Source organism: Endozoicomonas sp. G2_2 (assembly GCF_017744135.1).
In the GTDB taxonomy this organism is placed as follows: Bacteria; Pseudomonadota; Gammaproteobacteria; order Nevskiales; family Salinisphaeraceae; genus Salinisphaera.
Genome location: NZ_JAGHQU010000011.1, coordinates 78,323 through 100,307, shown reverse-complemented (window position 1 = coordinate 100,307; position 21,985 = coordinate 78,323). Strand labels below are relative to the sequence as shown.

23 protein-coding genes and 4 pseudogenes are annotated in these 21,985 nt (G+C 59.2%); 22 read left to right on the top strand and 5 right to left on the bottom strand.

Annotated features, from left to right (window positions below; genetic code table 11):
- From J7355_RS13650 to J7355_RS13635, 4 genes and pseudogenes are all read left to right on the top strand, one after another.
- On the top strand, positions 1–759 hold a 759-nt coding region (locus J7355_RS13650; protein ID WP_209063610.1), incomplete at its 5' end, for an IS3 family transposase.
- 164 nt (positions 760–923) lie between these two features.
- Positions 924–1,112, top strand: a complete 189-nt coding sequence (locus J7355_RS13645; RefSeq protein ID WP_209063608.1) for a hypothetical protein — start codon at positions 924–926, stop codon at positions 1,110–1,112.
- A gap of 419 nt (positions 1,113–1,531) precedes the next feature.
- Positions 1,532–2,414 (top strand): annotated as a pseudogene (locus J7355_RS13640) (transposase); the annotation flags it as partial.
- Positions 2,395–2,673: pseudogene (locus J7355_RS13635) on the top strand (integrase core domain-containing protein); the annotation flags it as partial. The pseudogenes J7355_RS13640 and J7355_RS13635, both read left to right, overlap by 20 nt.
- Positions 2,674–2,862: 189 nt before the next feature.
- Here J7355_RS13635 and J7355_RS13630 read toward each other — a convergent pair.
- Positions 2,863–4,014 (bottom strand): acyl-CoA desaturase, encoded by a 1,152-nt coding sequence (locus tag J7355_RS13630; protein ID WP_209063607.1) that lies wholly within the window; start codon positions 4,012–4,014, stop codon positions 2,863–2,865.
- A gap of 70 nt (positions 4,015–4,084) precedes the next feature.
- On the bottom strand, positions 4,085–5,146 hold the full coding sequence (locus tag J7355_RS13625) for an iron-sulfur cluster-binding domain-containing protein (RefSeq protein WP_209063605.1): 1,062 nt from the start codon (positions 5,144–5,146) through the stop codon (positions 4,085–4,087).
- Between the two features lie 690 nt (positions 5,147–5,836).
- On the opposite strand from J7355_RS13625, the pseudogene J7355_RS13620 reads away from it, so the two are divergent.
- The 4 genes and pseudogenes from J7355_RS13620 to J7355_RS13605 form a co-directional block, all read left to right on the top strand.
- A pseudogene (locus tag J7355_RS13620) lies at positions 5,837–6,331 on the top strand (IS3 family transposase); the annotation flags it as partial.
- 1,027 nt (positions 6,332–7,358) lie between these two features.
- On the top strand, positions 7,359–7,838 hold the full coding sequence (locus J7355_RS13615) for a hypothetical protein (RefSeq protein ID WP_209063603.1): 480 nt from the start codon (positions 7,359–7,361) through the stop codon (positions 7,836–7,838).
- Positions 7,838–8,575 carry a hypothetical protein gene (locus tag J7355_RS13610; RefSeq protein WP_209063602.1) on the top strand — a complete coding sequence of 246 codons (738 nt, stop codon included), beginning with the start codon at positions 7,838–7,840 and terminating at the stop codon, positions 8,573–8,575. Before J7355_RS13615 ends, J7355_RS13610 begins: the two co-directional genes overlap by 1 nt.
- A gap of 65 nt (positions 8,576–8,640) precedes the next feature.
- A complete protein-coding gene (locus J7355_RS13605) occupies positions 8,641–9,963 on the top strand; it encodes a hypothetical protein (protein WP_209063600.1) in 1,323 nt (440 codons plus the stop codon).
- On the opposite strand, the gene J7355_RS13600 is transcribed toward J7355_RS13605, so the two are convergent.
- Positions 9,960–10,799: a hypothetical protein gene (locus tag J7355_RS13600; protein ID WP_209063598.1), complete on the bottom strand. Its 840-nt coding sequence runs from the start codon at positions 10,797–10,799 to the stop codon at positions 9,960–9,962. The two genes, J7355_RS13605 and J7355_RS13600, sit on opposite strands and share 4 nt — an antisense overlap.
- A 24-nt stretch (positions 10,800–10,823) precedes the next feature.
- Between J7355_RS13600 and J7355_RS13595 the strand changes: the two genes are divergently transcribed.
- On the top strand, positions 10,824–11,321 hold the full coding sequence (locus J7355_RS13595; protein ID WP_209063597.1) for a DUF559 domain-containing protein: 498 nt from the start codon (positions 10,824–10,826) through the stop codon (positions 11,319–11,321).
- Here the strand turns inward: J7355_RS13595 and J7355_RS13590 are convergent.
- Positions 11,292–11,771 carry a hypothetical protein gene (locus J7355_RS13590; protein WP_209063595.1) on the bottom strand — a complete coding sequence of 160 codons (480 nt, stop codon included), beginning with the start codon at positions 11,769–11,771 and terminating at the stop codon, positions 11,292–11,294. The two genes, J7355_RS13595 and J7355_RS13590, sit on opposite strands and share 30 nt — an antisense overlap.
- Positions 11,772–12,106: 335 nt before the next feature.
- Here J7355_RS13590 and J7355_RS13585 point away from each other — a divergent pair, with 335 nt between their 5' ends.
- The 7 genes from J7355_RS13585 (at position 12,107) to J7355_RS13555 (ending at position 18,040) form a co-directional block, all read left to right on the top strand.
- Complete coding sequence (locus tag J7355_RS13585) at positions 12,107–13,846, top strand: PRTRC system ParB family protein (RefSeq protein WP_209063593.1); 1,740 nt, start codon at positions 12,107–12,109, stop codon at positions 13,844–13,846.
- A 71-nt stretch (positions 13,847–13,917) separates the two neighbouring features.
- Positions 13,918–14,394 (top strand): hypothetical protein, encoded by a 477-nt coding sequence (locus tag J7355_RS13580; protein WP_209063591.1) that lies wholly within the window; start codon positions 13,918–13,920, stop codon positions 14,392–14,394.
- 14 nt (positions 14,395–14,408) lie between these two features.
- Positions 14,409–14,627: a PRTRC system protein C gene (locus J7355_RS13575; RefSeq protein WP_209063589.1), complete on the top strand. Its 219-nt coding sequence runs from the start codon at positions 14,409–14,411 to the stop codon at positions 14,625–14,627.
- Between the two features lie 3 nt (positions 14,628–14,630).
- Complete coding sequence (locus J7355_RS13570; protein WP_209063587.1) at positions 14,631–14,834, top strand: hypothetical protein; 204 nt, start codon at positions 14,631–14,633, stop codon at positions 14,832–14,834.
- Positions 14,831–16,060 (top strand): hypothetical protein, encoded by a 1,230-nt coding sequence (locus J7355_RS13565; RefSeq protein WP_209063585.1) that lies wholly within the window; start codon positions 14,831–14,833, stop codon positions 16,058–16,060. The genes J7355_RS13570 and J7355_RS13565 overlap by 4 nt, the downstream gene beginning before the upstream one ends.
- Positions 16,017–16,793, top strand: a complete 777-nt coding sequence (locus tag J7355_RS13560) for a hypothetical protein (RefSeq protein ID WP_209063583.1) — start codon at positions 16,017–16,019, stop codon at positions 16,791–16,793. Before J7355_RS13565 ends, J7355_RS13560 begins: the two co-directional genes overlap by 44 nt.
- Positions 16,794–16,885: 92 nt before the next feature.
- On the top strand, positions 16,886–18,040 hold the full coding sequence (locus J7355_RS13555) for a hypothetical protein (RefSeq protein ID WP_209063581.1): 1,155 nt from the start codon (positions 16,886–16,888) through the stop codon (positions 18,038–18,040).
- Between the two features lie 59 nt (positions 18,041–18,099).
- Here J7355_RS13555 and J7355_RS13550 read toward each other — a convergent pair whose 3' ends face one another.
- Positions 18,100–18,240: a hypothetical protein gene (locus J7355_RS13550; protein ID WP_209063579.1), complete on the bottom strand. Its 141-nt coding sequence runs from the start codon at positions 18,238–18,240 to the stop codon at positions 18,100–18,102.
- A gap of 169 nt (positions 18,241–18,409) precedes the next feature.
- Here J7355_RS13550 and J7355_RS13545 point away from each other — a divergent pair, with 169 nt between their 5' ends.
- The 6 genes and pseudogenes from J7355_RS13545 (at position 18,410) to J7355_RS13520 (ending at position 21,907) form a co-directional block, all read left to right on the top strand.
- Positions 18,410–19,261 carry a PRTRC system ThiF family protein gene (locus J7355_RS13545; protein WP_209063577.1) on the top strand — a complete coding sequence of 284 codons (852 nt, stop codon included), beginning with the start codon at positions 18,410–18,412 and terminating at the stop codon, positions 19,259–19,261.
- Positions 19,262–19,402: 141 nt separating this feature from the next.
- On the top strand, positions 19,403–19,702 hold the full coding sequence (locus J7355_RS13540) for a hypothetical protein (protein WP_209063575.1): 300 nt from the start codon (positions 19,403–19,405) through the stop codon (positions 19,700–19,702).
- A gap of 134 nt (positions 19,703–19,836) precedes the next feature.
- A pseudogene (locus tag J7355_RS13535) lies at positions 19,837–20,157 on the top strand (HU family DNA-binding protein); the annotation flags it as partial.
- The gene (locus J7355_RS13530) at positions 20,150–20,890 is read left to right on the top strand and encodes a hypothetical protein (RefSeq protein WP_209063571.1); all 741 of its coding nucleotides are present in this window, start codon (positions 20,150–20,152) and stop codon (positions 20,888–20,890) included. The pseudogene J7355_RS13535 and the gene J7355_RS13530, both read left to right, overlap by 8 nt.
- Before the next feature lie 355 nt (positions 20,891–21,245).
- Positions 21,246–21,512, top strand: a complete 267-nt coding sequence (locus J7355_RS13525) for a hypothetical protein (protein WP_209063569.1) — start codon at positions 21,246–21,248, stop codon at positions 21,510–21,512.
- A 74-nt stretch (positions 21,513–21,586) separates the two neighbouring features.
- Positions 21,587–21,907 carry a hypothetical protein gene (locus tag J7355_RS13520; protein WP_209063567.1) on the top strand — a complete coding sequence of 107 codons (321 nt, stop codon included), beginning with the start codon at positions 21,587–21,589 and terminating at the stop codon, positions 21,905–21,907.
- The last annotated feature ends 78 nt before the right edge of the window (positions 21,908–21,985 follow it).

Here is a 21,985-nt window from a genome sequence, read left to right as displayed (position 1 = left end):
TCGTCGTATCGTCTCGCATGGTGGTGGCACCTCTTCTGTCGTCTGAAATCAGTGATTGGTCTTACTAATTTCAGCAGGTGGGTGCCGCCTCCTTCAATCGCTCATACACCAGAAATGAGCGTAGCTCCCAGTCGCAATCGCATTGCGCGACTGATGGCCCGCCATGGCATCCGCGGCATCCCGATCGCCAAGTCGCTGCGTTACAAACCGTCGGGTTTGCGGCCACTGGGGCTGCGTAACCATCTTGAGCGCGACTTTGTCGCGCTCGAACCCAATATTAAATGGGTCACCGACATCACCCAGATCCGGACGGCCGAAGGATGGCTGTTTCTCTGTGTGGTGATCGATCTGTATAGCAAGCTCGTCATCGGCTGGTCGATGGGCGCGACCCAGCAGCGGCAGCTGGTTTTGGACGCTATAACCGCCGCCCTGGGGCAGCGCGATGATCACCGACAAGCCGTGATCTTGCATTCGGATCGGGGCACGCAATTCACCAGTCACGAGGTTCAACAGTTTCTCAAGGATCAGAATCTGATCAGCAGCATGAGTGCGGTCGGGCATTGCGGTGACAACGCTGCATGCGAGGGCTTCTTCGGCATGCTCAAACGTGAGCGCGTCAGACGGCGTCGCTATCGAACCCGCTCCGAGGCCAGATCCGATGTCTTTGATTACATCGAGCGATTTCACAATCACCGGATACGACGTAGGCTGGAAGCTGAGGAACAGCGGCTTTCCGCCCTCTTCAAACCGTCCGTGTAAACGGGTGCTAACCCAAGAGAGCCTATCTGAGCAACGAGTTCGCTGCGCTCCGTGAGGATGTCGAGCATCTTGCCACGCAAGCGATCACTGGCCGCGCAATAGCTGGGCGCCATGATCTAGCGCCGCCTTACCGTGATTATGTGTCCGCTTTGCCGAATGCGGCTATGGAACTGAGGGAGGAAGAGGCGCAGCAGAATGCCTATGCCGCTCAGTTCGACGCCCTGAACGTTGCTGAGCGCGCAGTGCTCCGTGAAAAAAGAGTATTCGGCAGCACACAGAAATCGACGGCCGTGCCCAGACTGGATGACGATCTATTGGAGGGCTTAGATATTTTCAAACAGTCGGTTAGATAGTGTGGTTCCGTAGGACCTGCCATTCGACGAATTCGTTATGTGCTATGCGCTAACGATGCTAAGTCGCTTGAGCGCGTTAAAGATCCTATTAACGGCTGCCTCTGTGGGGTTCTACGCCCTTTCCGCGGACGGTTGAGAACAGGCCAACGGATACTTCCGGCCTTCGACGGCCATGCGCCGCCGGATACGCGGCTTATGAAAGCGTTCGATGTAATAGAACACATCGGCTCACGCCTCCGCTAGCGTCTGATAACGCCGGCGATTCGCGCGCTCTCGCATGAGTATGCCAAAGAAGCTTACCGCGGCAGCGTTGTCGCCATATTGGCCAGTCGCGCATGCTGCAGATCATGTTGTGGCCGCGCAGAAAACGCTGGTAGTCGTCGCTCGTAAATTACCTGCCTTGAGCCGAATGCAACAGGACCGGCTCGTATGGCGCGGGTCTGTTGCGCTATCTAGATCATGCTGGACTCGAAGTGCTCGAGGTCACGGCACCCGATAAGAGCGAACGACGCAAACGTGGCAAGAGCGATACGATCGACGCCGAGGGTGCCGCCCATACCGCGTTTGCCCGGATCCGTACGATCACCCCCAAAACGCGCGACGGCATAATCGAGTCGCTGCGTGTGCTCAAAACCCGCCGCAAGACCGCGATCGCTGCACGCCGCGTCGCCCTGCAGATGATCCAAATGAATATCGTCTCGGAAGCGTTACGCAACTCGATACGGCACCTAATTCGCATGCAGCTCATCCGCACCCTGACCGGCTAGCGCGATGTCTTATCGCATCATGCTCAGGTCGCTGGCGCGTCGCTATCTTGAGCTCGACGATGAGGTCGCCGACTGCGACGCGATGATCAAGGCGCTGGTTGATGAACTCGCGCCCGAACTGATTGCTCGTCTGGCGGTAGGCTACGCTTCTGCATCCCACCTGCTGATCACGGCCGGCGACAGCCCATAGCGACCACGATCCGAGGCCGGCTTCGCGGCCTTGTCTGGCGTGAATCCGATTTCCGCATCTTCCGGCAAGGCGCACCGCCATCGAATGAATCGTGGCGGCGATCGCGCCGTCAACAACGCCTTGCATAACATCGCCATCGGACGACTGCGAACCGAGGCACGCACGCTCGACTATGTCGACCAACGCGTAGCCCAAGGTCACTCCAAGCTTGAGGCGATCCGGTGCTTGAAACGCTATATCGCCCGCGAGGTCTATCGGTTGCTGCGGGATGGCACTCAGGCAATCGATCAAACGCTAATCGCCGCTTCACACTTAAAAGGGCGTCCAGGGCACCCAGTTCGGTAGCGACGACTGGCGCCGCTTTTATCGTGAACACAATCTCGAACCGAGCATCAGCCGACATGGCAACTGCTGGGATAACGCCGTGGTCGAGTCGTTTTTCTCGAGCTCGAAGAAGGAGCGGATTCAAAAACGCATTTACAAGACCCGCGATCTGCCTCGCGCGGATATCTTCGATTGCATCGAAGCGTTCTACAATCGTGCCCGCCGACACAGCCATCTCGGTGGGATCAGTACCGAGGCCTTTGAGCGGGCCTCTTCGTGAGGGTCGGCAGTGTCTATAAAGCCAGGCAAGTCCAAGCGCTAGATGATGGAAGGTTTCGGACAGCTCGGCCACGCCGTGATCCAGCGCGCGCGAGTTGGCGCGCCTTTTACGGCGGTAATATAAAAAACGCGGCAGCACGCTGGATCGCGTACCGCCGCGCTTATGATCGACGAGAAGTCGCGGGTTGGCCTATGCGGCCAGCGGCAGCGACTCGGCGTCTGTCGAGGTCGTGTAGGGCTTGTCGACCGATTGTGCTTTCGATTTTTTGAACGGCGACAGACGGTCCGGCAAGGACAGACGGGCAATCCGCTTCCAGGTCGACAGCGCCTGCTTCCAGAACGGGCCGCTGTGATACGGCAGGCCGTTCTTCTCGCAGATTGCGCGCACTGCCGGCGCGATCTCGGCGTAACGACAGGCCGGGATATCCGGGAACAGGTGGTGCTCGATCTGATAGCTCAGATTGCCGCTCATCAGGTGCATGAGCTTGCCGCCCTCGAAGTTGGCGCTGCCCAGAAGCTGGCGGACATACCATTGGCCGCGCGATTCGTGTTCGAGCACCGACTCGTCGAACTGCTCGACCTCTTCCGGGAAGTGGCCGTTGAAGATCACGCTGCAGGCCCAGAGATTGCGCGTGAGGTTGGCCGCGACGTTACCCACGAACACCAGCGGCGCAAACGGGCCGGCGAGCAGCGGGAAGTAGACATAGTCCTTGGCCAGCTGCTTGCGCATCTTGGCCCACACTGGCTTGAATTCCTCCGCCAGCTGCTCGCGGCTCTTGGTCTTGTAGACCAGATAGTCCTCGAGCTTGAGGTTTTGCACCGCGACGAAGTGCTGGAAGAACACGTGCAGCAGCACGGTCAGCGGCAGGTTCAGCAGAAAACGCGGCTCCCAGGGTTGGTCGTCGCCCATGCGCAGCAGCCCGTAGCCGATATCGTGATCGCGATCGATCACGTTGGTATAGGTGTGATGCTCGAAGTTGTGGGTCGCCTTCCAGTTCTCGGCCGTGTCGGCGGTGTCCCAATCGAAGTTCTTCGAATGCAGGGCCGGATCGCCCATCCAGTCGTACTGGCCGTGCATGACGTTATGGCCGATTTCCATGTTGTCGAGAATCTTCGACAAGGAAAGCGACGCCACGCCGAGCGGCCAGGTCGGGGGCAGCATCATCATCGCGCGGCCGCCGACTTCGAACTGACGCTGGCGCTTGACTACGGTACGGATGTAGTTGGCGTCGCGCTCGCCGAGATCGTTGATCACGCGACGACGAATGGCATCGAAGTCGGCGCCGATCTGGTCGAACTGTTCCTGGGTGAAGCTGTTGATGTGATTGTCGAGTGCACTCATGAGATGGTCCTCGAAAGTGTTGATTGATGCCGGCGCGCGTCTGTCTCGCGCGCCGGGGAAATAGGGTTGTCTAGATATCCAGGCTGACGCTGCCCATCGGGGCGCTCACGCAGATCTGGATATCCTCTTCGCCGTCGCCGCTGACTTCGCCCGTGCGCAGATCGCGCACACGTCCGGCGGTCTTTGTGCAGCTACAGGCGAAGCACACGCCCATGCGGCAGCCGTGTTGGGGGCTCAGGCCGGCGTGCTCTGCCTGTTCGAGCAGCGTCTCGCCGTTGTTGTCCGTCGTGCGGTCGCTGCGCTTGAAGTGGATTTCGCCACCACTTTCGCCTTCGCCAGTGGCGTGCGTCGCCAGTCCGAAGGCTTCCTGATGCAGCCGTTCGCCGATGCCTTGCTCGTCGAACAACGTACGGGTCGCATCGAGCAGCGCGGACGGCCCACAGACGAACGTGTGCGCCTCTCGATAATTGGGCACCATCTGTTCCAGCTGCTCGGCGCTGAAGCGCGCCCCGCCTGCTCGGGTATGGATGCAGTGCATGCGCAGACCGGGCAGCGTGTGTTCGCAGGCCTCGAGCTCGCTCGCGTAGAGGGCGTCGTCCGCGCTGCGACAGTAGTGGATGAAGTCCACCGTGCCCTGATAGCGCTCGTCGATGAGCGTGCGCAGCATGGACAGCACGGGCGTGATGCCGGAGCCGGCGCTAATCAACACGACATGCTCGGGCCGTGTTTCCGGCAGATGGAAATCGCCGCCGACGTTGCCGAGAATCACATGATCGCCGACACGCGCCGATGATTTGATATGGCGGGTGAGCACGCCGTCCGGATTGACCGCCATCGTGAACTCGAGCGCGCCATCGGCATGCTGCGACTGCGCCGGCGAGAACATGCGGCGTTGACGGCGTCCGTCGATCTCCATCGCGAATTCCACATACTGGCCGGCGAGAAAACCGTTCCAGCGGTTGTTCGGGCGCACCGACACGCGCACGCTGCGCTCGGTCGGATGTTCGATCGCGCTGATCGTGCCGATCGTCTCGTCGATAACGGCGGTGCGATCGAACAGTTCGACGAAGCGGCTCGGCCCATGCGGATAAGTCAAGCGATGCATCAACTTCGAGTTGATTGCAGAGTTCACGAGCTGCTTGACGCGCCCCGGCTGAATTTCATTTATAGCGAACATCATAGATACCTCTATGTGAACAACTGTGCACAGTATCTTATGCGCCGTAACCTATGTCAACACTTGTTCACTAATAGACATAAGATCATGATTTTATTGTTTTAAGTATTTTTTCGCGCGCCGAACAAATAAGCAGACGTATCTCACGTACCTCGGGCCTCAAACGTGGCGACGGCTCGGCCGCCGTCTTCGGCACCCTCATTCCCCGGACCGCGTGGCATGCCGCGTGATCGAGAGCTCGCCCGCCTCAAGCGCGAGCTGGCCCAGGTGAAGAAGTAGCGCGATTTTTTGCGCAACGCGGCAACGTACTTTGCCAAAGAGTCGTCGTGAGGGTCCGACAATCCAGCGTTGTTGCTCGGATTATCCTGTCCAGCTCAAGTGCCGCTGCCTGAAGGTGTCGACCAGCGGCTTCTATGCTTGGCCGACTCGATCGCCGAGTCGGCGGGCTCGCGCCAATGCGCGGCTGACCGAGAAGATCCGCACACTGCATCGCGAGAGTGACGGCGTGTTCGGCGCCCCGCGGATCACCGAGACGCTGCAGTTCGAAGGTGAGACCATCAGGCCGCAAGCGGCCTTCAAGGCATCCCGCAGCGTCGGTGCTGGCGGGCCAAGTCCTCCTGAGTTCGTCCGGCCCATGCGCGCAATAACCTTGAGCGCGACTTCGTCGCGCTCGAACCCAATACGAAATGGGTGGCCGATATTACCTATACCCGGACCGCCGAATGCTGGCTGTATCTGTGCGTCGTCGTCGACCTCTGCAACAAGGCCGTGGTCGGCTGGTCGATGAGTTCTCGCCAGACCCGGGATCTCGTACTCAAGGCCTTGCTGATGGCGCTCTGGCAATGCGAGACGCACGACGAGCCGGCCATATTGCACTCGGGTCAAGGCGCGCAAGTTACCAGGGACGACTACCAACGCTTTCTACGCGGCCACAACCTGATCTGCCGCATGAGCGCGGTCGGTTACTGCGGAGACTATGCGGTGGCCGAAGGCTTCTTCGGCCTGCTCAAGCGAGAGCGCGTGAATCGGCGCCTCTACCAGACTCTGGCCGAAACTCAAACCGATGTCTTCGATTACATCGAGCGCTTCCATAATCTGCCCGACAGCGCATGGCCGCAGAAGACCGAAAGTACCCGTTAACCTATTCTCAACCGTCCGCGGAAACGGCGTAGAACCCGGTGAGAACCCGAGGGCGGTGCGAGAAGCGGCGGAAACTCTGCGCCATGAGCTGGTAATAGCGGAAAATTTTGGCGCGCAGCCGCCGTCACCCCAGATCGCTAGTCTTCGTGGCGTGCGTAAGGCCTACGTGGTCGTGCTTGTGCTCCTCGCTATCGAGTAGCGCGCCGCACTGGGGCTGACCCGAAGTTTAAAGAAGTTTTTAATTGGTTGATTAAGCGAACGAAAAATCCAGACAGACTTTGCTGCTTTGTCGATGATCTTCGGGGTCTATTAGATTAATGACTTACACTCGGCGAATAGACAGACTTTATTGTTCGTCTTCACCAAATCCTTTCACATTTCACCTAGATAATGGCCCTGTGGCAGCGATGATAGGGCGGTGCTCAAGCCATAAGTGCCGGTTGTGTGATCGACTAGAAATCGCCGGATAAGAGGGCGAGTCCCAAATCTGTTCACGTTTCGTTTGATCGTCTGAACGACTCAAAGGGCCTGAGATTACGGGCTTCAGCGTAGGTCGATGTCACAATGTCAGGCCGATCTACTGCGGCGGCGGCACCTTGCTTATCACGTTTCGGGTATCAGTAAACCGCATAAATACAATGAGTTATGCGACGGTCGATCTCCGGAGAAAACAATATCCCAAATCTGTTCACATTAAGTGGCTCGACCGTATCGACGAGCGATCCCAAATCCGTTCACATTTCGCGAGCGACGTTCTTCTGAAGCAAATCCCAAATCCGTTCACATTCCGAGGGCGCCTTGATCCCAAATCCGTTCACATTACGGCGCGACACGTCCCAAATCCTTTCACATCACGTCCCAAATCCTTTCACAATACGCCGTCTATATTATTGAAATGCAATAGGAAATGGCCTCCTATAATTGCTTATAACGATTGTTACAAACAAACACGCGCGCCAGCGCATGCGTGCGGTCGAATTATTCGCCGAACTGCTCAAGTGCTACACACCGGGGGGCTTTAACGGTCATGCCAACAGACCAAGCAAGCACAACCGATATCCGGGTCATCCGGCGCGTACTCTCGACTGAGCAGGTGAAATCCATCCAGCGCTTTAGGCAGCTCATGGGCCTGTGGTTCTGGGCACCCAGCGTCGTGTTGTCCGGTTGCCTCGGCATTTTTCTCAGTCTCAGCTACAACGACTTTCGACTGGGCCTGGGGATTGCTATGTGTTCTCTGGGCCTGTGCGGCGCTGGCTGGTTCCTGCGGTTCTACTACGCTGGCGTTAGAGCGACACCGCTTGTGAGCTTGCTTCACGCCAATGTGCCTTGGGACAGCTTGCGTATGCACTCGACCTCCACGGTTGAGCTTGATCGCATCAACACGCTCGAGGGTTTTATGGCCAGCGATCCCTCCCGGCAGCGCGTCATGTCCGTGATGCCGATGCTGATCGCTCTAGTGAGCATCATGCAGTCGGTTGTTCAACGCACACAGGTAGGCGACGGCTGATGCTGCCAGCAATATCTCGCTGGGCCTGCGTGCTTCTCATCGCGTGCCTGGCCGGCGTGGCTCATGGGGAGACGATCACCGCGCGGATTCCGCCGACTCTGACGTTTGACGATGCGCTGAATGATTATTTTCTCCAGGGAGAATTGAGCGACGACCGGATCATCGAGATCGCACTGGCTAATGATCCCTCCGTCTGGCACCAATACCAAGAAGCGCTCGGCGACAGCTTCAAGGCCGAGCAATTCATCGGCCGATATCGAAGGTCACTCCGAGATCAGCTACTGCGACACGACAAGCAGGCACGCTATCGCGCGACCGGCGAACTTCTCGTAGAAGCGGTAGGGCAGGGCGACAGGGTCCGTGTTGAGATTCGCCCACCTGGCGAACTCGATGCCCGCCTCGTGAATCCGAACATCTACGGGTTTGGTCGAGGCCGTCCCTTGCTGCTGATCAAGCAGGCGGCTATCGACTTCCCCGGTCACCACGATTGGCATCTCACTCCGCCTGCAGCGTGGGCACAGAAGCTCGCCTCACGCAGCGCAGATGAGCCGCTGCGTGTCGATGCCATCTACGACTTCACATTAACCGACTGTGCGATTCCGCAGGGTACATCGACGTTGCTATGCAAGGCGCGCTTCGACGACATCAAGGTTCAGGCTGGGCCGATCTTCGATCGGGCGACGCCGGGCGACAAGCGGCTATCTGCGGAAATTCAAGGATCGATCGAGGGCTTCTAGCCGGAAAGACCGGGTGCTACACACCGACCCCCTTTAACGGGTGAACCCGTAGCCCGGCAGAACCCATGAGCAGCCTGAAACAAGTCCGTATCCGTCGAGTGATCTCGATTGCCAGTTCGTTCGTGATCGCAGCGTTGGTCAGTCTGCCGGCGTTGAGCATACGGCCAGAGCTGTTCGGTGAGATCTACTATCTCGGATTGATCGCGTCCTTCGTAATGCTAGCGACCTGGGCGCTGCACAATTCGATCATCGGGCCAATGATCTTTTCCTACGCCAGCGTCGAGGCGCCAGGGATACGTCGTGCCATCGACAGGATAGTGCCCAAGACAAACCCGATCTTTCGGGTTTCCCCACGCACCACGAATACACACGTCCAGGTTGAGCAGTATCTCTGGAACGGGTGGACAGAGATTCACCAAGACCACCAGTTCGAGAGCATTGGCTCGATGCAGCTGTATGTGCGTGACGCCAGTGCGCGGTCACAGCCATTCATCGGGCCTGAGTTCACGGGTGACGATTTACTCGTGATCGAGGGCGATGAAGATCAACCCGCTCTTTCGATGCGCCATGCCGATCGCTACACCGAGCGTGCCCGAGACGAAGCTGACCAGGCCCGGCGCTCACTGTGGTCTCTCCGGTTCATCTACTGTGGCCTCGCCGCGGCGATCGTGGCCACCTGTGGCTATGGCCTATCAGTGTGGCGGCATCAGCCCTTTGGCGGGCGCGTGCTGCCGTTGACCCTTGAGCAGTTGCTCATGGGGTGCGGTTTGGTGGGTATCGTGGCCGTAATCGCGGCATACAGTTACGCAACGCGCACGACTCGGCGCCGGTGGTGGCAGGCGGTCAAGCAGGGCACGCGCTATGTTCGCTACCGGCTTGTTCGTGAAGCGCACGAGGACCGCTACTTCGTTCAGGCGTATTCGGCATCGGAGTGGCGTACCAAGTCACACCTCAACGGCCTCGATATGGCGTCTGTTGAAAAGTCCCTCGAAAATGATGTTCGCGAGCTGCGCCGCATTGTCGCGTCCAACCATGCAGCAGCCGACGCCAGGGCGGCCCGCGAGCGTCTGATTGCGCCGTTCGCTGTTGATGGTGGCCGCTCGGAGGCACTCTTGCATCAACGCCGCAATGAGCACAAGGCGCAGGCTCCGGCGCTCATCGAGCTGCAGCGCGATGAAGAGTTCGAACCCATCCAGCAGCTGTTTGACGCCCAAGCGCCGCAAGGCCGGGGTGACGATGAGCAACAACACGTCGAATCACGCGATGCCGATTCGCTTGAGGAGCCGCGGGTTGCATCGATCGGTGGCAGCAATGTGCGGTCGATCCGGTTTCCTCGCGATAGCGCCGGTGGCGGGCAGCCCGGCACGCTGCAGTATCCGGCCCGCTAGTCGAAATGCTGTGTGCCGGCCGTGTTGGCCGGCTGCAGATCCGATCTATCGATCAAGCTCAGTCGTGGACGACGCCAGCCGAGGCGCCCATTTCTTGTCGTGAACCGACCGCGCTCGAAGTGATGAATCCCTTGGGCGCCCGGCACGACGGCACGGTCATCAATGCCGTACTGAAGATCGTCCGGCCCGATCTCGAGCACATCGAACCGAGAAACAAAGCGCGCGTTCCATGGCGCGGGTTCGGCCGGGTGCTTACGCCGGTCGAGGTTGTCGAAACGCATCGCCAGCATGATTCGCAGGATCTGACTGCGCGCGGCGTCAAACATCGCGCTGTTGGTTTGGCCGGCAATCCGAGTTGCCGCGTCCGGGTGGTTTCGTACCGGCATGTCCTCGCTGAAAGCGATCCGTTCGATTCGGGCGGCATTTATTTCGTCGCGGGACCACTCCAGGCGTGTCGCCTTACGAGAGCTGGCGATGTAGGCCACTTGGATCTGTCCGATCGCCTTGCGTCCGACTGGATCGATATACGCGCCTTCGAAGGGGAGAAGGCTGTGGTGGCGGCCGTACCGGGCAAAGGCACAGTAGAAGGGTGCGGTTGTTCCGATCTTGTCCGCCATGACTGCCTGGTCAAGATCGGTTTCTACGAGTTGGGTTTCGAGAGCAGTGCTGGTCTGAATGATCAGGCGCGTCTGCGCGTCGAGACGCTGCCAGTGACCGAGCGTGTTGATCGGCATCCCGTCATCGCCGATTAAGGCCTCACCCGCTGCGTGCAGTTGGCCGGTCCGATCCATGCGGTGTACGCGATCCGGGTGGCTCAGAAGCGCAATCGTGCTCATGTACGTTCTCGAATTGGGGGTTTCATGCCACATAGACTGAGCGCTGACGAGGCTCTCAAAGCCGGGTTGATCACCGCAACGGTCCACGCTGAAATGAAGCAGGCCGAGAAGGGTTCGGCAAAGAGCAAAACCAGACGGCGCCAGTCACGCTCACGTGGCGCCACGGGTTCTGTGAGCCCGCCACAGAAGCTGCTATTCGATGCGATAGAACAACGCTGGCCTTCACGCTTCACCTGGGAGCTCTCCGTGAAGCCGCCGGGCGCAACGCGTGCCTATTCGTTGGATGTCGCATCAGTTGACGATCGTCTATGTATCGAAATGGATGGCTGGCAATACCACGGTAAGCACAAAGGGGACTTCCAGCGGGATCGAATACGCCAGAACCGCCTTTGTCTCGATGGATGGCGGATTCTACGTTTCTTTCCGGGCCAGGTTTATGCCGATATGAACGCAGTGCTTGAACAGATCGAAACAGCGCTGGCATGGCGTAAATCAACGACCGGCCTGGTTCAGGATCTCTAGCGTTCCAGCACGCTTGGTCAGGAGCCAGGCATAGAGCTTCGGATCGAAGCGTACTCGCTTGCAGCAGTCGTGATAGACCAGCCGTCCCTCCACCTTGGCAGCGGGGTAGAGCGACTTCAGCATCCCGAGATACAGGGTGATCTGATATAGCTCGCGCCGCCGTACCCCGGCCTTCACCCGCCGCGCCTTGTATTCGCCCGCGATGAGCTTCTTGCGATCACGAAACAGGACGTCCGGCGCGCCGGTCATCCCGTCAGCGTGCAGAAGGCGTGGATGGGCGTTTGCCTGGCCTCCGGGCCCCACGTCCCGCGCGAGGATCTGGCTTCTCCGGGAGACCCCGAATCGCTGCCTGAGCTGCCGCGTTGTATCGCGCCGTGCATCTCGACGCAGCCATGAGGCCGCGAAGATTACGGCAAGGATCAGGATTGCCGTCGTAACGATGGCGTCCATTCGCTAGATCCTCAGTAATGCCAGGAGTCCCGCGGCAACGATAAAGGCGATCAAGACAGCCAACCCGAATCTGCGAGCCGAGCGCCTGGGGCGCGCGAAGTTCTCATGAGACCGCAGGCCTTTCTGAGCCGCTGCAACATTGCGCGTGCCGCCGCTGTAGCGCCGGAACTCCTCGGGTGCGGCCGCGTACCACGCGAGCTTTGAAACAGGCACCGATTTTCGTTGGTTTCTATTTCTAGTCATGTCCCTAGAAAGCCGCTCCGAGTGAAGCGAATAGGGCTTGCGGCGCGCACCTCGCGGCCTAGCTTGGCCATGTCGCATCACAGGAGTCCGACATGACCGAGACAACCGAGATCACAGCCCTCGACCGTATACGTGTCCGACCGGGCCACAACCCACGCCGATTTTTCGACGATCAGGCCATGAAGGAACTCGTCACGTCCATTCGGGACAACGGCCTGATCCAGCCGATTCTGGTTCGTCCTCACCCTGATGGTGACGGCTATGAACTCGTCGCCGGCGAGCGTCGTTTCCGTGCGTGCCGTGAAGCCGGTCTGGAATCGCTGCCGGTGTTGATCCGCGATCTAACGCTGGAGGAAATGACCGCTGCAGCCGTCACCGAGAACAACGAACGCGAAGATATTTCAGCGGCTGAAGAAGCCCGTGTCGCACAGCGCGCGTTGTCGGCCTGCGATGGAAGTCGCGCCGAGGCGGCTCGCCTGTTGGGGTGGTCGTCGCAGAAGCTGGCCTCGCGTTTGGCCTTGCTGAATACCAACGAATCCGTTCTACAGGCGCTGGAGCAGCGTCGTGTGCCGCTTGGTATCGCCGAACTGATGGCTAGCGTTCCGCCCGAGTCTCAGGACGCCACGCTTGAAACCATCATCGCGGAAGGCACGACTGTGGACGAGTTTCGCGCAAAGCTCGGCAGTTTCACCCGCGAGTTGGTCAAGGCGCGCTTCGATACGCAAAACTGCGTGGGTTGCCGCTTCAACAGTTCCACTCAAAAGGGCTTATTCGATACGGCGATCGATGGCGATCGGTGTGCGAACCATGCCTGCTGGCACGACAAAACGCAGCAGCACATCGAAGCGATGCGCGCTCAGGCAGCTGAGGAAGTACCCGCTGTCTATCTCGACACTGAGAAGTCCGCTCAGGAACGAACGATTCTTGAGGTCGATGGTGCGCAGGGCGTCGGCAGCGACCAGCGTGAGAAGTGCAAGGGCTGCAAGTTCTACGGTGCCTCGATCTCGACCGTGTCCGGCAAGGCCGGGGCGACCACCTACGGTGTGTGTTTCAACCTCGATTGCCACGGCAAGATGGCGCGCGCCTTCAGGAAGCTGCAAGCCAAAACGCAGGACAGCGCGCAGACGGAGCAGGGTGCGGCGACAGCCCCCGCTGCGACCGTGACCAGCGATGCCTCGCAAGCCGCGCCAGCGGCTGTCACGCAAAAGACCTCGAAGGTCGCCGAATCGCCCAAGCGGGTCATCGAAGCGGCCAAGTCCGCGGTCACGAAAGTGGCGGCTGTCGAAGCGGCGAATCGTTCGGACGTGACTGACGCGGTATCTCTATTCGCACTGATCCAACTCGCACGTGACCAGCATGCGTCCGTCGCTGCCGACGCTGCCAAGAAGCTGCTCGGGATCACGGCGGTTGCGGATGGCAACGAGGTGCTACGCAGGCTGCTCGTCGCCGACGAAGCCACGCGCTCGGAAATTCGACAGAGCCTGATTTCGGGTCTGTTCCATCGTGAGGGCAATGGCGAAACGTGGTCGAGTACGAATTGGGTCGCCGCCTCCTGCGACGTGCTTGCCCATGCCGACGTGTCGATGACTGGACGCTTCGTCCTCGACCGAGCATTCGTGGATACCCACACCAAGTCCGGTGCAGCGGCGCTCTCGCGCGAAGCCGGGTTCGACACCTTCTATGACGAGAAGGAGGGCGAGGGCGCGTTCGCGAAGCTCGAAAAGGGCAAGCGCGAGCCTCTGATCGACGCCCTTGTGGATTCGGGCTTCGACTATTCGCAGTTCGTGCCGAGCGTCGTGTCGAACGTGATCAAGACCAAGGGCAGGAAATAGTCACCAAGTAGTGCTTGCGGCGCACTGCGCCAGGGGCAATCTGAAATCTCCAGAAACGAGAGGCAAAACCCATGTTCGATTTGATCGGCAAGCTCTGTCAGAGCGGCGAGAGCATCAATGTGATCTACAAGAAAACGGGCGATAGCGAGGTCACTCTGGTGATCAAGCCGGAACTCGACGATGACCCGGAGAAGCTGACTGATGACACCGCGAAGCAATGTCGCGCGATGCTCACCCGCCCGATCGTCATGCGCGGCACGCACAGCGGCGTAGAGCAGCAGTTTCGTGACTACGTGAATCAGGCCGGCGATGCGCGCTCTGAACTCCACGACAGCTATCGCACGCTGGCCGCGTCGATGACACAGATGACGCAGAAGGTCACGCGCGCCGTCAGCGACAAGCAGGCCAAGAGCGGCAGTGTGCCCGAGGCGAAAGACCAGGGCGAGGCTGACAAGGGTCAAGCCCAACCCGATACGAAGGCGGATGCGAAGCCCGCAGAACAGTCTGCCAGCGAAAGCGGTGAGCAGCCGAAGAACCTATTCGGTTAGCCAAGGAGAACACGATGACTGCAACAACTCAGGCCGAGGTGATGACCCGCGTGTTCCGACTCGCCTCACTCGAGTTGGATGATCCCGATCCCCAAGCCAGCCCCGAGGAAGCGCTCACGCATTGGGAGTCGAGTTATCCGATTCTTGCGCACGCTTCTCTGGCCGCGCCGAGCATCGAGGGCAACACGATGGTTTTCGACGTCATCAAGCCCAAGGGCGAGACGAAGGGCTAAACCATGAGCGCAGCAAGCCAGCGGAAATTGCTCAAAGGCTACGTCGAACGGCCGGGGAGAAACCGGCCGTCCGACGAGCAGCCGACGATGCAGGCGGAGGCGCAAGCGATGGCCGGTAGATATTTCACCAAAGCCCTGCGGTCTGCCCGCGAGACGCGCCAACCGGGCAGCGGAATTTTCTCAGCAGCGGAGTTGCCCCCCACATGACCAACGCCACACCGTCACCGCTGGCCATCCTGCCGGTACCCATAATTGGCGGCGAGTTCGTCGATTCGTATCTGCGTATCGCTGAACAGCATTCGCGTCCCACTCACACCTTTTCAGAGGTCGCCGAGTGGGTGCTGATATTGCACGAAGCGGGCTGGATCGACGATATGACACTCGCTCGGGTGTCTGATGATCGCAGGGGGATTACCACGACGGTCGAGTCGCGAGACGACGCGTTGTGCCGCCTCAATGCCCAAGCTGCGGCCCGTGCGCGCGCTTTGTTCACCAAGCACGGCTACGACGTGTCGGGCCATACAACGACCTTCATCGAAGCCACAGTGTCCTGCGACCAGTATTCAGGCATTGCTGTCGAGATAGGCGCAGCGGCCGGTCTGCATGTCGGGGATATAACGGCATTCGCGACAACAGCGGATCAAGGCAGCGCGCAACTGGCCACAGCGATGATCCAGTGCGTGGTCAACGACAGCGACTTGCTCATAGATCAAGCAGAGGTGATCGCCGAATACTTCGGCTTTATGCGTGAAGGCTTGATCGACGATCTTATGGACGAGCGCTGGGCCGCGATCTATGACCACTACGAAAAGGCGGGATGGCCGGAACAGGATGAAGCGTTCGACGCGATGATCGATGCCAGTAGTGATGCGGGCACCGATGAAGCGACCGATACGGACGCTGATGACTTACGTGACCGGCTGCATGCGCTGCTCCACGAGAAGTACGAGCAGATCAACGCGGAAGGGGCGGCGTGGAACGCAGACGAGTTGCAGGCCATGACGCCCGACCAACTGCGCTCGATCGCCAACGCGGTAGGCCACGATACGCCCCGCACGGAACGACTCAGCCATCTGGCTTGTGCAGTGGCCTCTATCGTCGAGGTCACGCCGATGACCAGCCTGAATCTGGAGCGTGGCAGCGGGGCAGGGCCGATCCTGATCTCGACCAGTCGCGCCTGTACTGACTCTCTCAACGAATACGGAGATTACATTCAGCAAGGCGACGAGTATCCCGGCTTGCTGATTGTCCGTGGAAATGACGAGGACGCACGCGCCTATATTGAACGCCTATCTCGGACGTTGGTTGCGGCGCACGTTCGTGGGCTGATGCTAGAGGTCATGGATGAACATGGCCTGTTCGGGGCCGTCGAAGATGAAGGTGACTCGCATGACACAGGATATGACTCTGACGGGCAACGAATCGCCGCATAGCTGCGGCGCAGCGAGCGTCATACCGCATACCGCTCTGGTGCTATCCCAGATCGATTCTGCCCACGGGCAGACGATGCTCGTCGCACAGCACAAAATTTACGAGACACCTCAAGGCTGGACTCTGGGCTCAGCCGATGTGCTTGATCCAGCGGGCGTGATGGACATTGTTCGACGCATGGACAACGAAGCTGCCATGCATAGCGGACCCCAGTACCTGCCGTCGAACCTTCTTGCCCAAGACGATGATCTGTTGATCTGGCACGTGCCAGCGACAGTGCGGCCGATGTTCTTTCTGATGCCGCATTCGCGCCGTGCGATCACGCTGGACGTGGTCTGGCCATCGCTGGTGTTCTGCGCGCGCGGCGGCTCACTGAGGCTGTTCGCCACGGCCACGACGAAACGGCCGGAGCCGACCACGCCCCTGTTCCAAGCGCCGCTGATGAATCACGACCCCGTTCGTGGCCTTTGTTTCGGCAGTGTGCCCCGGCCACAACGCGCCGATCTATCGAGCGTTGCGACTTTCGAGTCGGCGGTCTATCAGACGAATTTCACGCACATCTGGGGTGAGTGGCCGCTAGCCGATCGGTTCGCTAAAGGGAAACCTGATAACCACGGTCATGAGTTTCTGGCCTTCTACGAGCAACTCGCTGCTCGTAAGGCCAAACGCTTCCCCAAATCCGCGCTACGTGACGCTGGAATGACTCTTGGCGACCTGATCGCGAGGGCGGGCTAGTGCTCTCGGGTGTGTGACGGTCGTTCGCACGAATTTGAAGCCGTGGTGGCGTAGGGTCGGCGGAACGGCTACGCCAGATCTGGATCGCTCACGTGCTGCATTTGTTCCCACCTCGCCTGATTCCCGAGATCATGACCTCCAAGGGGTATGCCGGCTATATGGCGGAGATGACCGATATGAGTGAGCGCACGTTCAGGGCGCCGTTCATCGGCCCGCGTAGCGAGGCGGGGATCAAAAGAGCAAACGAGAACAGTCACCAGTACCTGCTCGAAATGTGGGTCAGACGTGGCTACGACGAGGACGAGATATCGACCTGGCTCGATGGGCTGATATCCGAGGAGAACACGTTTCGCTTGGCTGAATCTTTCGTCCACGGATTACGCGGCCCCGATCGGGACTTTGAGCTGCCCGAGACGGTCAAATTGGCCCGCCGTATCGACGACATCAGCATTGACGCGATCAGGGCTTTCTCAACCGGGGATGTGAAAGCGCAGAAAGCGCACCTGCTGGGCGATGAGCGGCTGAAGACGTTCAATCGACCGTCGCTATCCTTCGGCAACAGCGCGAAGCCCGAGCATCTCTGCGAAATCGTAGACCAGGCTCAGGACACCACGCAGCTTCTCCAGGCCTGGGGTGTCCTGTCCGAGAATGCGCTGATGGCGCTGCTCGCTCAGCTAGATGCGGAGTACACGGGCCAGTATTTCCGCTGCACAACGCCACCACCTTCCTTTTCGTTCGTCACACCACAGACTTCGCCGAAGCTGACCCTGCCCCACAAAGGTCGGATTCGAGACTGGCATCGCACACCTGTGCGTCGTCTTCTCGATGTTGTCGCCTGCATGGTCTACGGATTCGAGCACGGGCACTATCCCGCGGATGTGCCGACTATGGAATGGCTGGCATTGCGGGCTTTTGATCCTGAAACCACCACCACCAGCCCCATGCGGCGTCTGACACGATGGCGCCGCGGCGAAGTGCCGCTGACTTTGCAAGACTTCGGCCGGTTATGGGATACCGTGAAAGCGAGCTTTGAGGAGGAGGGCACCGATCTATCGGTGATGGCACCGTTGCCAATGGTTTTCGCCGCGTTGGCCTGGCAGAAGATCTATGTGCGGCTGGGGCGCAAGCCAGAGCAGAGCATTAGGCTCATTCACGAAGACTATCTCGCCTGGTGGGCGGAAAGCGTAAAGCCCGAGCAGTCAGACCTGGATCTTCAGCCCTGGCCGGAGTGTTTCCAGCAGATATAGCCCAGCCGGGGCGGGTGTCTGCCGAGCAAGCCGGCAGACACCCTTGCATAGGCAACGCGCTAGTCGTCGTCGCCGAAGTATGTCGGGTGATTGGGGTTATTGGCATTCGCCCACGTGTCCATATTGTCCTTGTTGTTGGGATTGTCGCGGTCGGATTTGACGTCGTTCGGGTCACGAGCGTCTTTGCCGGGATTGGTCATGGTCATGCTCCTTTTGCTTGGATTGAGAACGGCCCTGTGTCGGCCGGTTCCAATCATTGCAACCGAGCCAGCGATCGATGTCCGCAAATCCGGAACGCCAGCAAACTGTCTTGCGGCGCGCGCTCTGCGGTGCAGTCTTGTTGCATCGACTCAACGCAGAGCCAGCCCCATGACCCACTCCAATTCGACAGCTTCTGTATCGAACCAGCTGCACGCCCCGGACTGGCTGATCAATCCAGCGGGCAAGGTGTCGATCACCGTAATCGGCGCCGGGGGCACGGGAGGGGAGGTCATCGATCAGCTATGCCGTCTCGACGCGACCCTGCGTGCTCTCAACCACGCTGGCTTGCATGTGCGCTTGTTCGACGGTGACGTTGTTTCCGAATCCAACGTGGGCCGGCAACGCTTCTCGATGATGGAAGTGGGAACAAACAAGGCAGTTGCCTTGATCAACCGCATCAATCTGTTCTATGGGCTGCGTTGGGAGGGTGTGCCGCTTGATTTCGACGTCAATAGCGATCGGCCGAGCGAGTTCACTATCACCGCTACAGACAGTGCCGCCTTTCGCCATGCCTTTGCCAATATTGGTGCTGGGATGGGTTCGCACCTGTGGTTGGATTTCGGCAACGGCTCACGTCATGGGCAGGCCGTGCTCGGCCACTATCGCCCGTTGCGACGTACCTATTTCCTTCGCAGTGATACGGGATGCCTTTACCTGCCGAACGTCATCGATCTGTTCTCGGATATGGTGGACGATCCGAATGACGGCCCAAGTTGTTCCGTAGCTGAAGCGATACGGGCGCAACCCTTCGGTATCAATGCCGCACTGGTGTCGAACGCTTTCGTATCGATCGTCTGGCCGCTTTTTCGTAAGGGCAAGATCGACACCCACGGTGTCTTGATGGATACCCACAAGGTCAGCATGACACCGCTATCAATCGATCCCGCGACGTGGGCGCTTCTCGGCTACGACGCTTCGGCCGATCACGACCACGCAGCACCGGGTAGTGCAGTAGCCTAATCGCAGCTGCTGGCCGATCGCCGGGTCTCACTGAGTGGTCATATTTTGTTCATTCCGGTCTAGCGCTGGTCTTTTCTGGCCGGCAGTGCGGTTATCCACAGAGATGTCCCACGCAGCTTGGGATATCTTCACGACCTCGCTATGGTTCGAGGTATGGATGCCCCACTTCAAAACGACGACGCGAACCGCGCGCTTGCAAACCTTGCCGGCTGGGTAGGCATCGAGTGCCGATCGCTCGATAGTCTCTCCGGCCGCCGCCTGGCCAGTCGTCACTTTGGCGCGGGCGCCGGAACGATGACAGCCGCGCTTCGCCGTGTTCGTAGCGGGGCCATGATCACCCAATCGGATCGTGATGGTGTGATCGAACTGGCTCGCTACCTCGCAGGCATCGCCGGGCATGACAAGGCGCGCTACGTGCAACAGCAGCTCTCCCGCCTCTAATCCCTGCGACCGGGACTCTCCCGAGCCCCGTCAAATCGGTTGATTTGGCCGCCGCCCAAAAATTATTTCGCTCGTTTGGCCCAGATGGTTCCCTCGTGTGTGCTTTGAGGGCATAGGAGAGTCATCAACGACCTGTCAGCGAGAAAACATTGGACCGTCGAGTTCTGATCGAGCGACTACGAGCTGCAACTGGCCTTGAGCATGGCGACGTCACATCCGTGGTCGACGGCATTTTCGAAACCATTCTTGTGTCGGTGGCGGATGGCGAGACTGTTCGCATCACTGGTTTCGGTGAGTTCGTGCCCAAGGAGCGCCGCGCTTCGGAGCCGAACCTGCTGATCAGCAAGGGAGGTGATGCGGTCGTTATTCGCCGCACGATCGGCTTGCGGGTTTCTCGCACGGCGCGTGCTGTGCTCAATGACACACCCGTTTCAAAGGACAAGCCCCATGAGTAAAGCCACGATATTTCTCGCTGCCGGCATCGCGGTTGCGATCACGGGTTGTGCATACGACCAGATCGGCAAAGTCAGCTATCGCAGCGACGGAACCGAGATCCACACGCCCTGGGGAAAAAACGAGCCGGCGCCGGCCAGCGCCTCGAGCGTACAGATCACCCCACAAGATCCTCATGCAGGCGCTCTCTACCGGGACAACGCCGCTGCCAGTGAGACGGGTCCGGCAGAGCAGGGCGATCGAACCTATTACCGCGCACCGTCTGAAGCTGAGATCGACGAGCGAACAGCGATGCTCATGAAGATGAGCGCCCAAATGGAGTCGCGTGCCCCGGCACGTGTCCCGACCGCCCTCGGATCTACGCCAGGGATGGTGCCTGCAAAAGTCAGTGCCACCCCGCGCGCACGTACCGTTGCCCTCTCGCCGCTACCTGGGTCCACTGGCACCACGTCAGGCCTGGTAGACCGAGTTGCTCAGGATGAATCTGCGCATGGATCCACTGTCCCCTCGGGGCTGTACCAGGTTGTTCTCGACTTCGACAAGTCGATCCCCGTATCTGCGCTCAAGACGCTGCTCGGCGTCGAAGGAAGCGCGTTCAATAGCCGTGTCGTCGAATCCGGGGATAGGCGCGTATATCTTGGTGGCTACGACCATGAAAGCCAGGCAAAAGAGATGCAATCGCGAGTCGAGGCAGACACTGGCCTGACGCCGCAGATTGTGAAAAAACGCACTTGACCGCCGGCATGTGGCCGCGATAGATTTTAGCTACAAAGAGTTTTCACAGGCCCACTTCTGCCTCAATGAAGTAGTGCCTTGGAACCCATCTGGTCTTTCCAGAGTTCCTTGGTGCGGCGAAGATCAACTTCGCTTCAATCCAATCTGCACCATTCTCAAGTTTGGTGCTTACTTATCGACAGCAATTTGTCTTTGCTGGTTCGGTCTCATTGATCGTCCTCAGCGAATAGACAATTCCACTTGTTGTCGTGCTGCTGCCCGTTCGTCTGCTGATGGTAGTCGTAACGGCCCACCCCAGGGTGTTCTCACACCCTGATCCGGGTGTTGGAGCGCCTTCTATCGAAGGAGAGGCTTCATGTTAAGCAGCGTTCTTCGCACCGACGTCCGTTTTGTTTCCAATGAACTCCTCGAGTTCGTCGGGTTCATCACGGCTGTCGTTGCAACTGCGTTCATGTCATTCAACACCGGCTATGAGTTCATGGCTTTCGTGTTGTATGGGGTGAGCAATATTGCGTGGTTCAGCTATGCGCTGAATGCCAACGCGCGATGGCTGCTCATGCAGAACGTAATTTTCATGGTGTTCACGATCAACGGCCTGGTTAATTTCTGGCCCACGATCTGACCCACACAACCCACCCATGGGGCGTCTGTCCCCATGTGGAAGGTACGCGCCCCAGTGTTCTTTTCGGAGTGCTCATGGACGCGTCCTATTTGCGGTTATTTCTTCAACGCGAGAACAAAGGCAATCGGCGGCCCATACCGCTGGAACAGCCTGTCACTCGCACCATCACGTCTCCAGACAGTGTCGAACGTCTATCGATCGGCGCCCATTCAAACGGAGTCGTATTCATGACCTTGCTTCATCGTCAGCCTGACGGGGCCTACAAGCCCCTGAAGTGCTGGCGCCGGGAACTGCCCATGCGGAACCTGATGAACGTGGTCAGCGGAAAAGCACGTGTCTACCTGCAAGCGCGGGCGGATCAACGGGCTAAAGAAGCAAAACTAAACGCGGCATAAGCGCCGCAACACCCACCCGAAGTCGGGCGTACCAACCCGACTACAGGGGGTGGTGTGCGTCTGACTTCTAGCTCAACT

Bases quoted from the DNA above. Each gene is read 5' to 3' on its own strand.
- J7355_RS13645 (WP_209063608.1), top strand. From the start codon at position 924: ATGGAACTGAGGGAGGAAGAGGCGCAGCAGAATGCCTATGCCGCTCAG.
- J7355_RS13630 (WP_209063607.1), bottom strand. From the start codon at position 4,014: ATGAGTGCACTCGACAATCACATCAACAGCTTCACCCAGGAACAGTTC.
- J7355_RS13615 (WP_209063603.1), top strand. From the start codon at position 7,359: ATGCCAACAGACCAAGCAAGCACAACCGATATCCGGGTCATCCGGCGC.
- J7355_RS13610 (WP_209063602.1), top strand. From the start codon at position 7,838: ATGCTGCCAGCAATATCTCGCTGGGCCTGCGTGCTTCTCATCGCGTGC.
- J7355_RS13605 (WP_209063600.1), top strand. From the start codon at position 8,641: ATGAGCAGCCTGAAACAAGTCCGTATCCGTCGAGTGATCTCGATTGCC.
- J7355_RS13600 (WP_209063598.1), bottom strand. From the start codon at position 10,799: ATGAGCACGATTGCGCTTCTGAGCCACCCGGATCGCGTACACCGCATG.
- J7355_RS13595 (WP_209063597.1), top strand. From the start codon at position 10,824: ATGCCACATAGACTGAGCGCTGACGAGGCTCTCAAAGCCGGGTTGATC.
- J7355_RS13590 (WP_209063595.1), bottom strand. From the start codon at position 11,771: ATGGACGCCATCGTTACGACGGCAATCCTGATCCTTGCCGTAATCTTC.
- J7355_RS13585 (WP_209063593.1), top strand. From the start codon at position 12,107: ATGACCGAGACAACCGAGATCACAGCCCTCGACCGTATACGTGTCCGA.
- J7355_RS13580 (WP_209063591.1), top strand. From the start codon at position 13,918: ATGTTCGATTTGATCGGCAAGCTCTGTCAGAGCGGCGAGAGCATCAAT.
- J7355_RS13575 (WP_209063589.1), top strand. From the start codon at position 14,409: ATGACTGCAACAACTCAGGCCGAGGTGATGACCCGCGTGTTCCGACTC.
- J7355_RS13570 (WP_209063587.1), top strand. From the start codon at position 14,631: ATGAGCGCAGCAAGCCAGCGGAAATTGCTCAAAGGCTACGTCGAACGG.
- J7355_RS13565 (WP_209063585.1), top strand. From the start codon at position 14,831: ATGACCAACGCCACACCGTCACCGCTGGCCATCCTGCCGGTACCCATA.
- J7355_RS13560 (WP_209063583.1), top strand. From the start codon at position 16,017: ATGACACAGGATATGACTCTGACGGGCAACGAATCGCCGCATAGCTGC.
- J7355_RS13550 (WP_209063579.1), bottom strand. From the start codon at position 18,240: ATGACCAATCCCGGCAAAGACGCTCGTGACCCGAACGACGTCAAATCC.
- J7355_RS13545 (WP_209063577.1), top strand. From the start codon at position 18,410: ATGACCCACTCCAATTCGACAGCTTCTGTATCGAACCAGCTGCACGCC.
- J7355_RS13540 (WP_209063575.1), top strand. From the start codon at position 19,403: ATGGTTCGAGGTATGGATGCCCCACTTCAAAACGACGACGCGAACCGC.
- J7355_RS13530 (WP_209063571.1), top strand. From the start codon at position 20,150: ATGAGTAAAGCCACGATATTTCTCGCTGCCGGCATCGCGGTTGCGATC.
- J7355_RS13525 (WP_209063569.1), top strand. From the start codon at position 21,246: ATGTTAAGCAGCGTTCTTCGCACCGACGTCCGTTTTGTTTCCAATGAA.
- J7355_RS13520 (WP_209063567.1), top strand. From the start codon at position 21,587: ATGGACGCGTCCTATTTGCGGTTATTTCTTCAACGCGAGAACAAAGGC.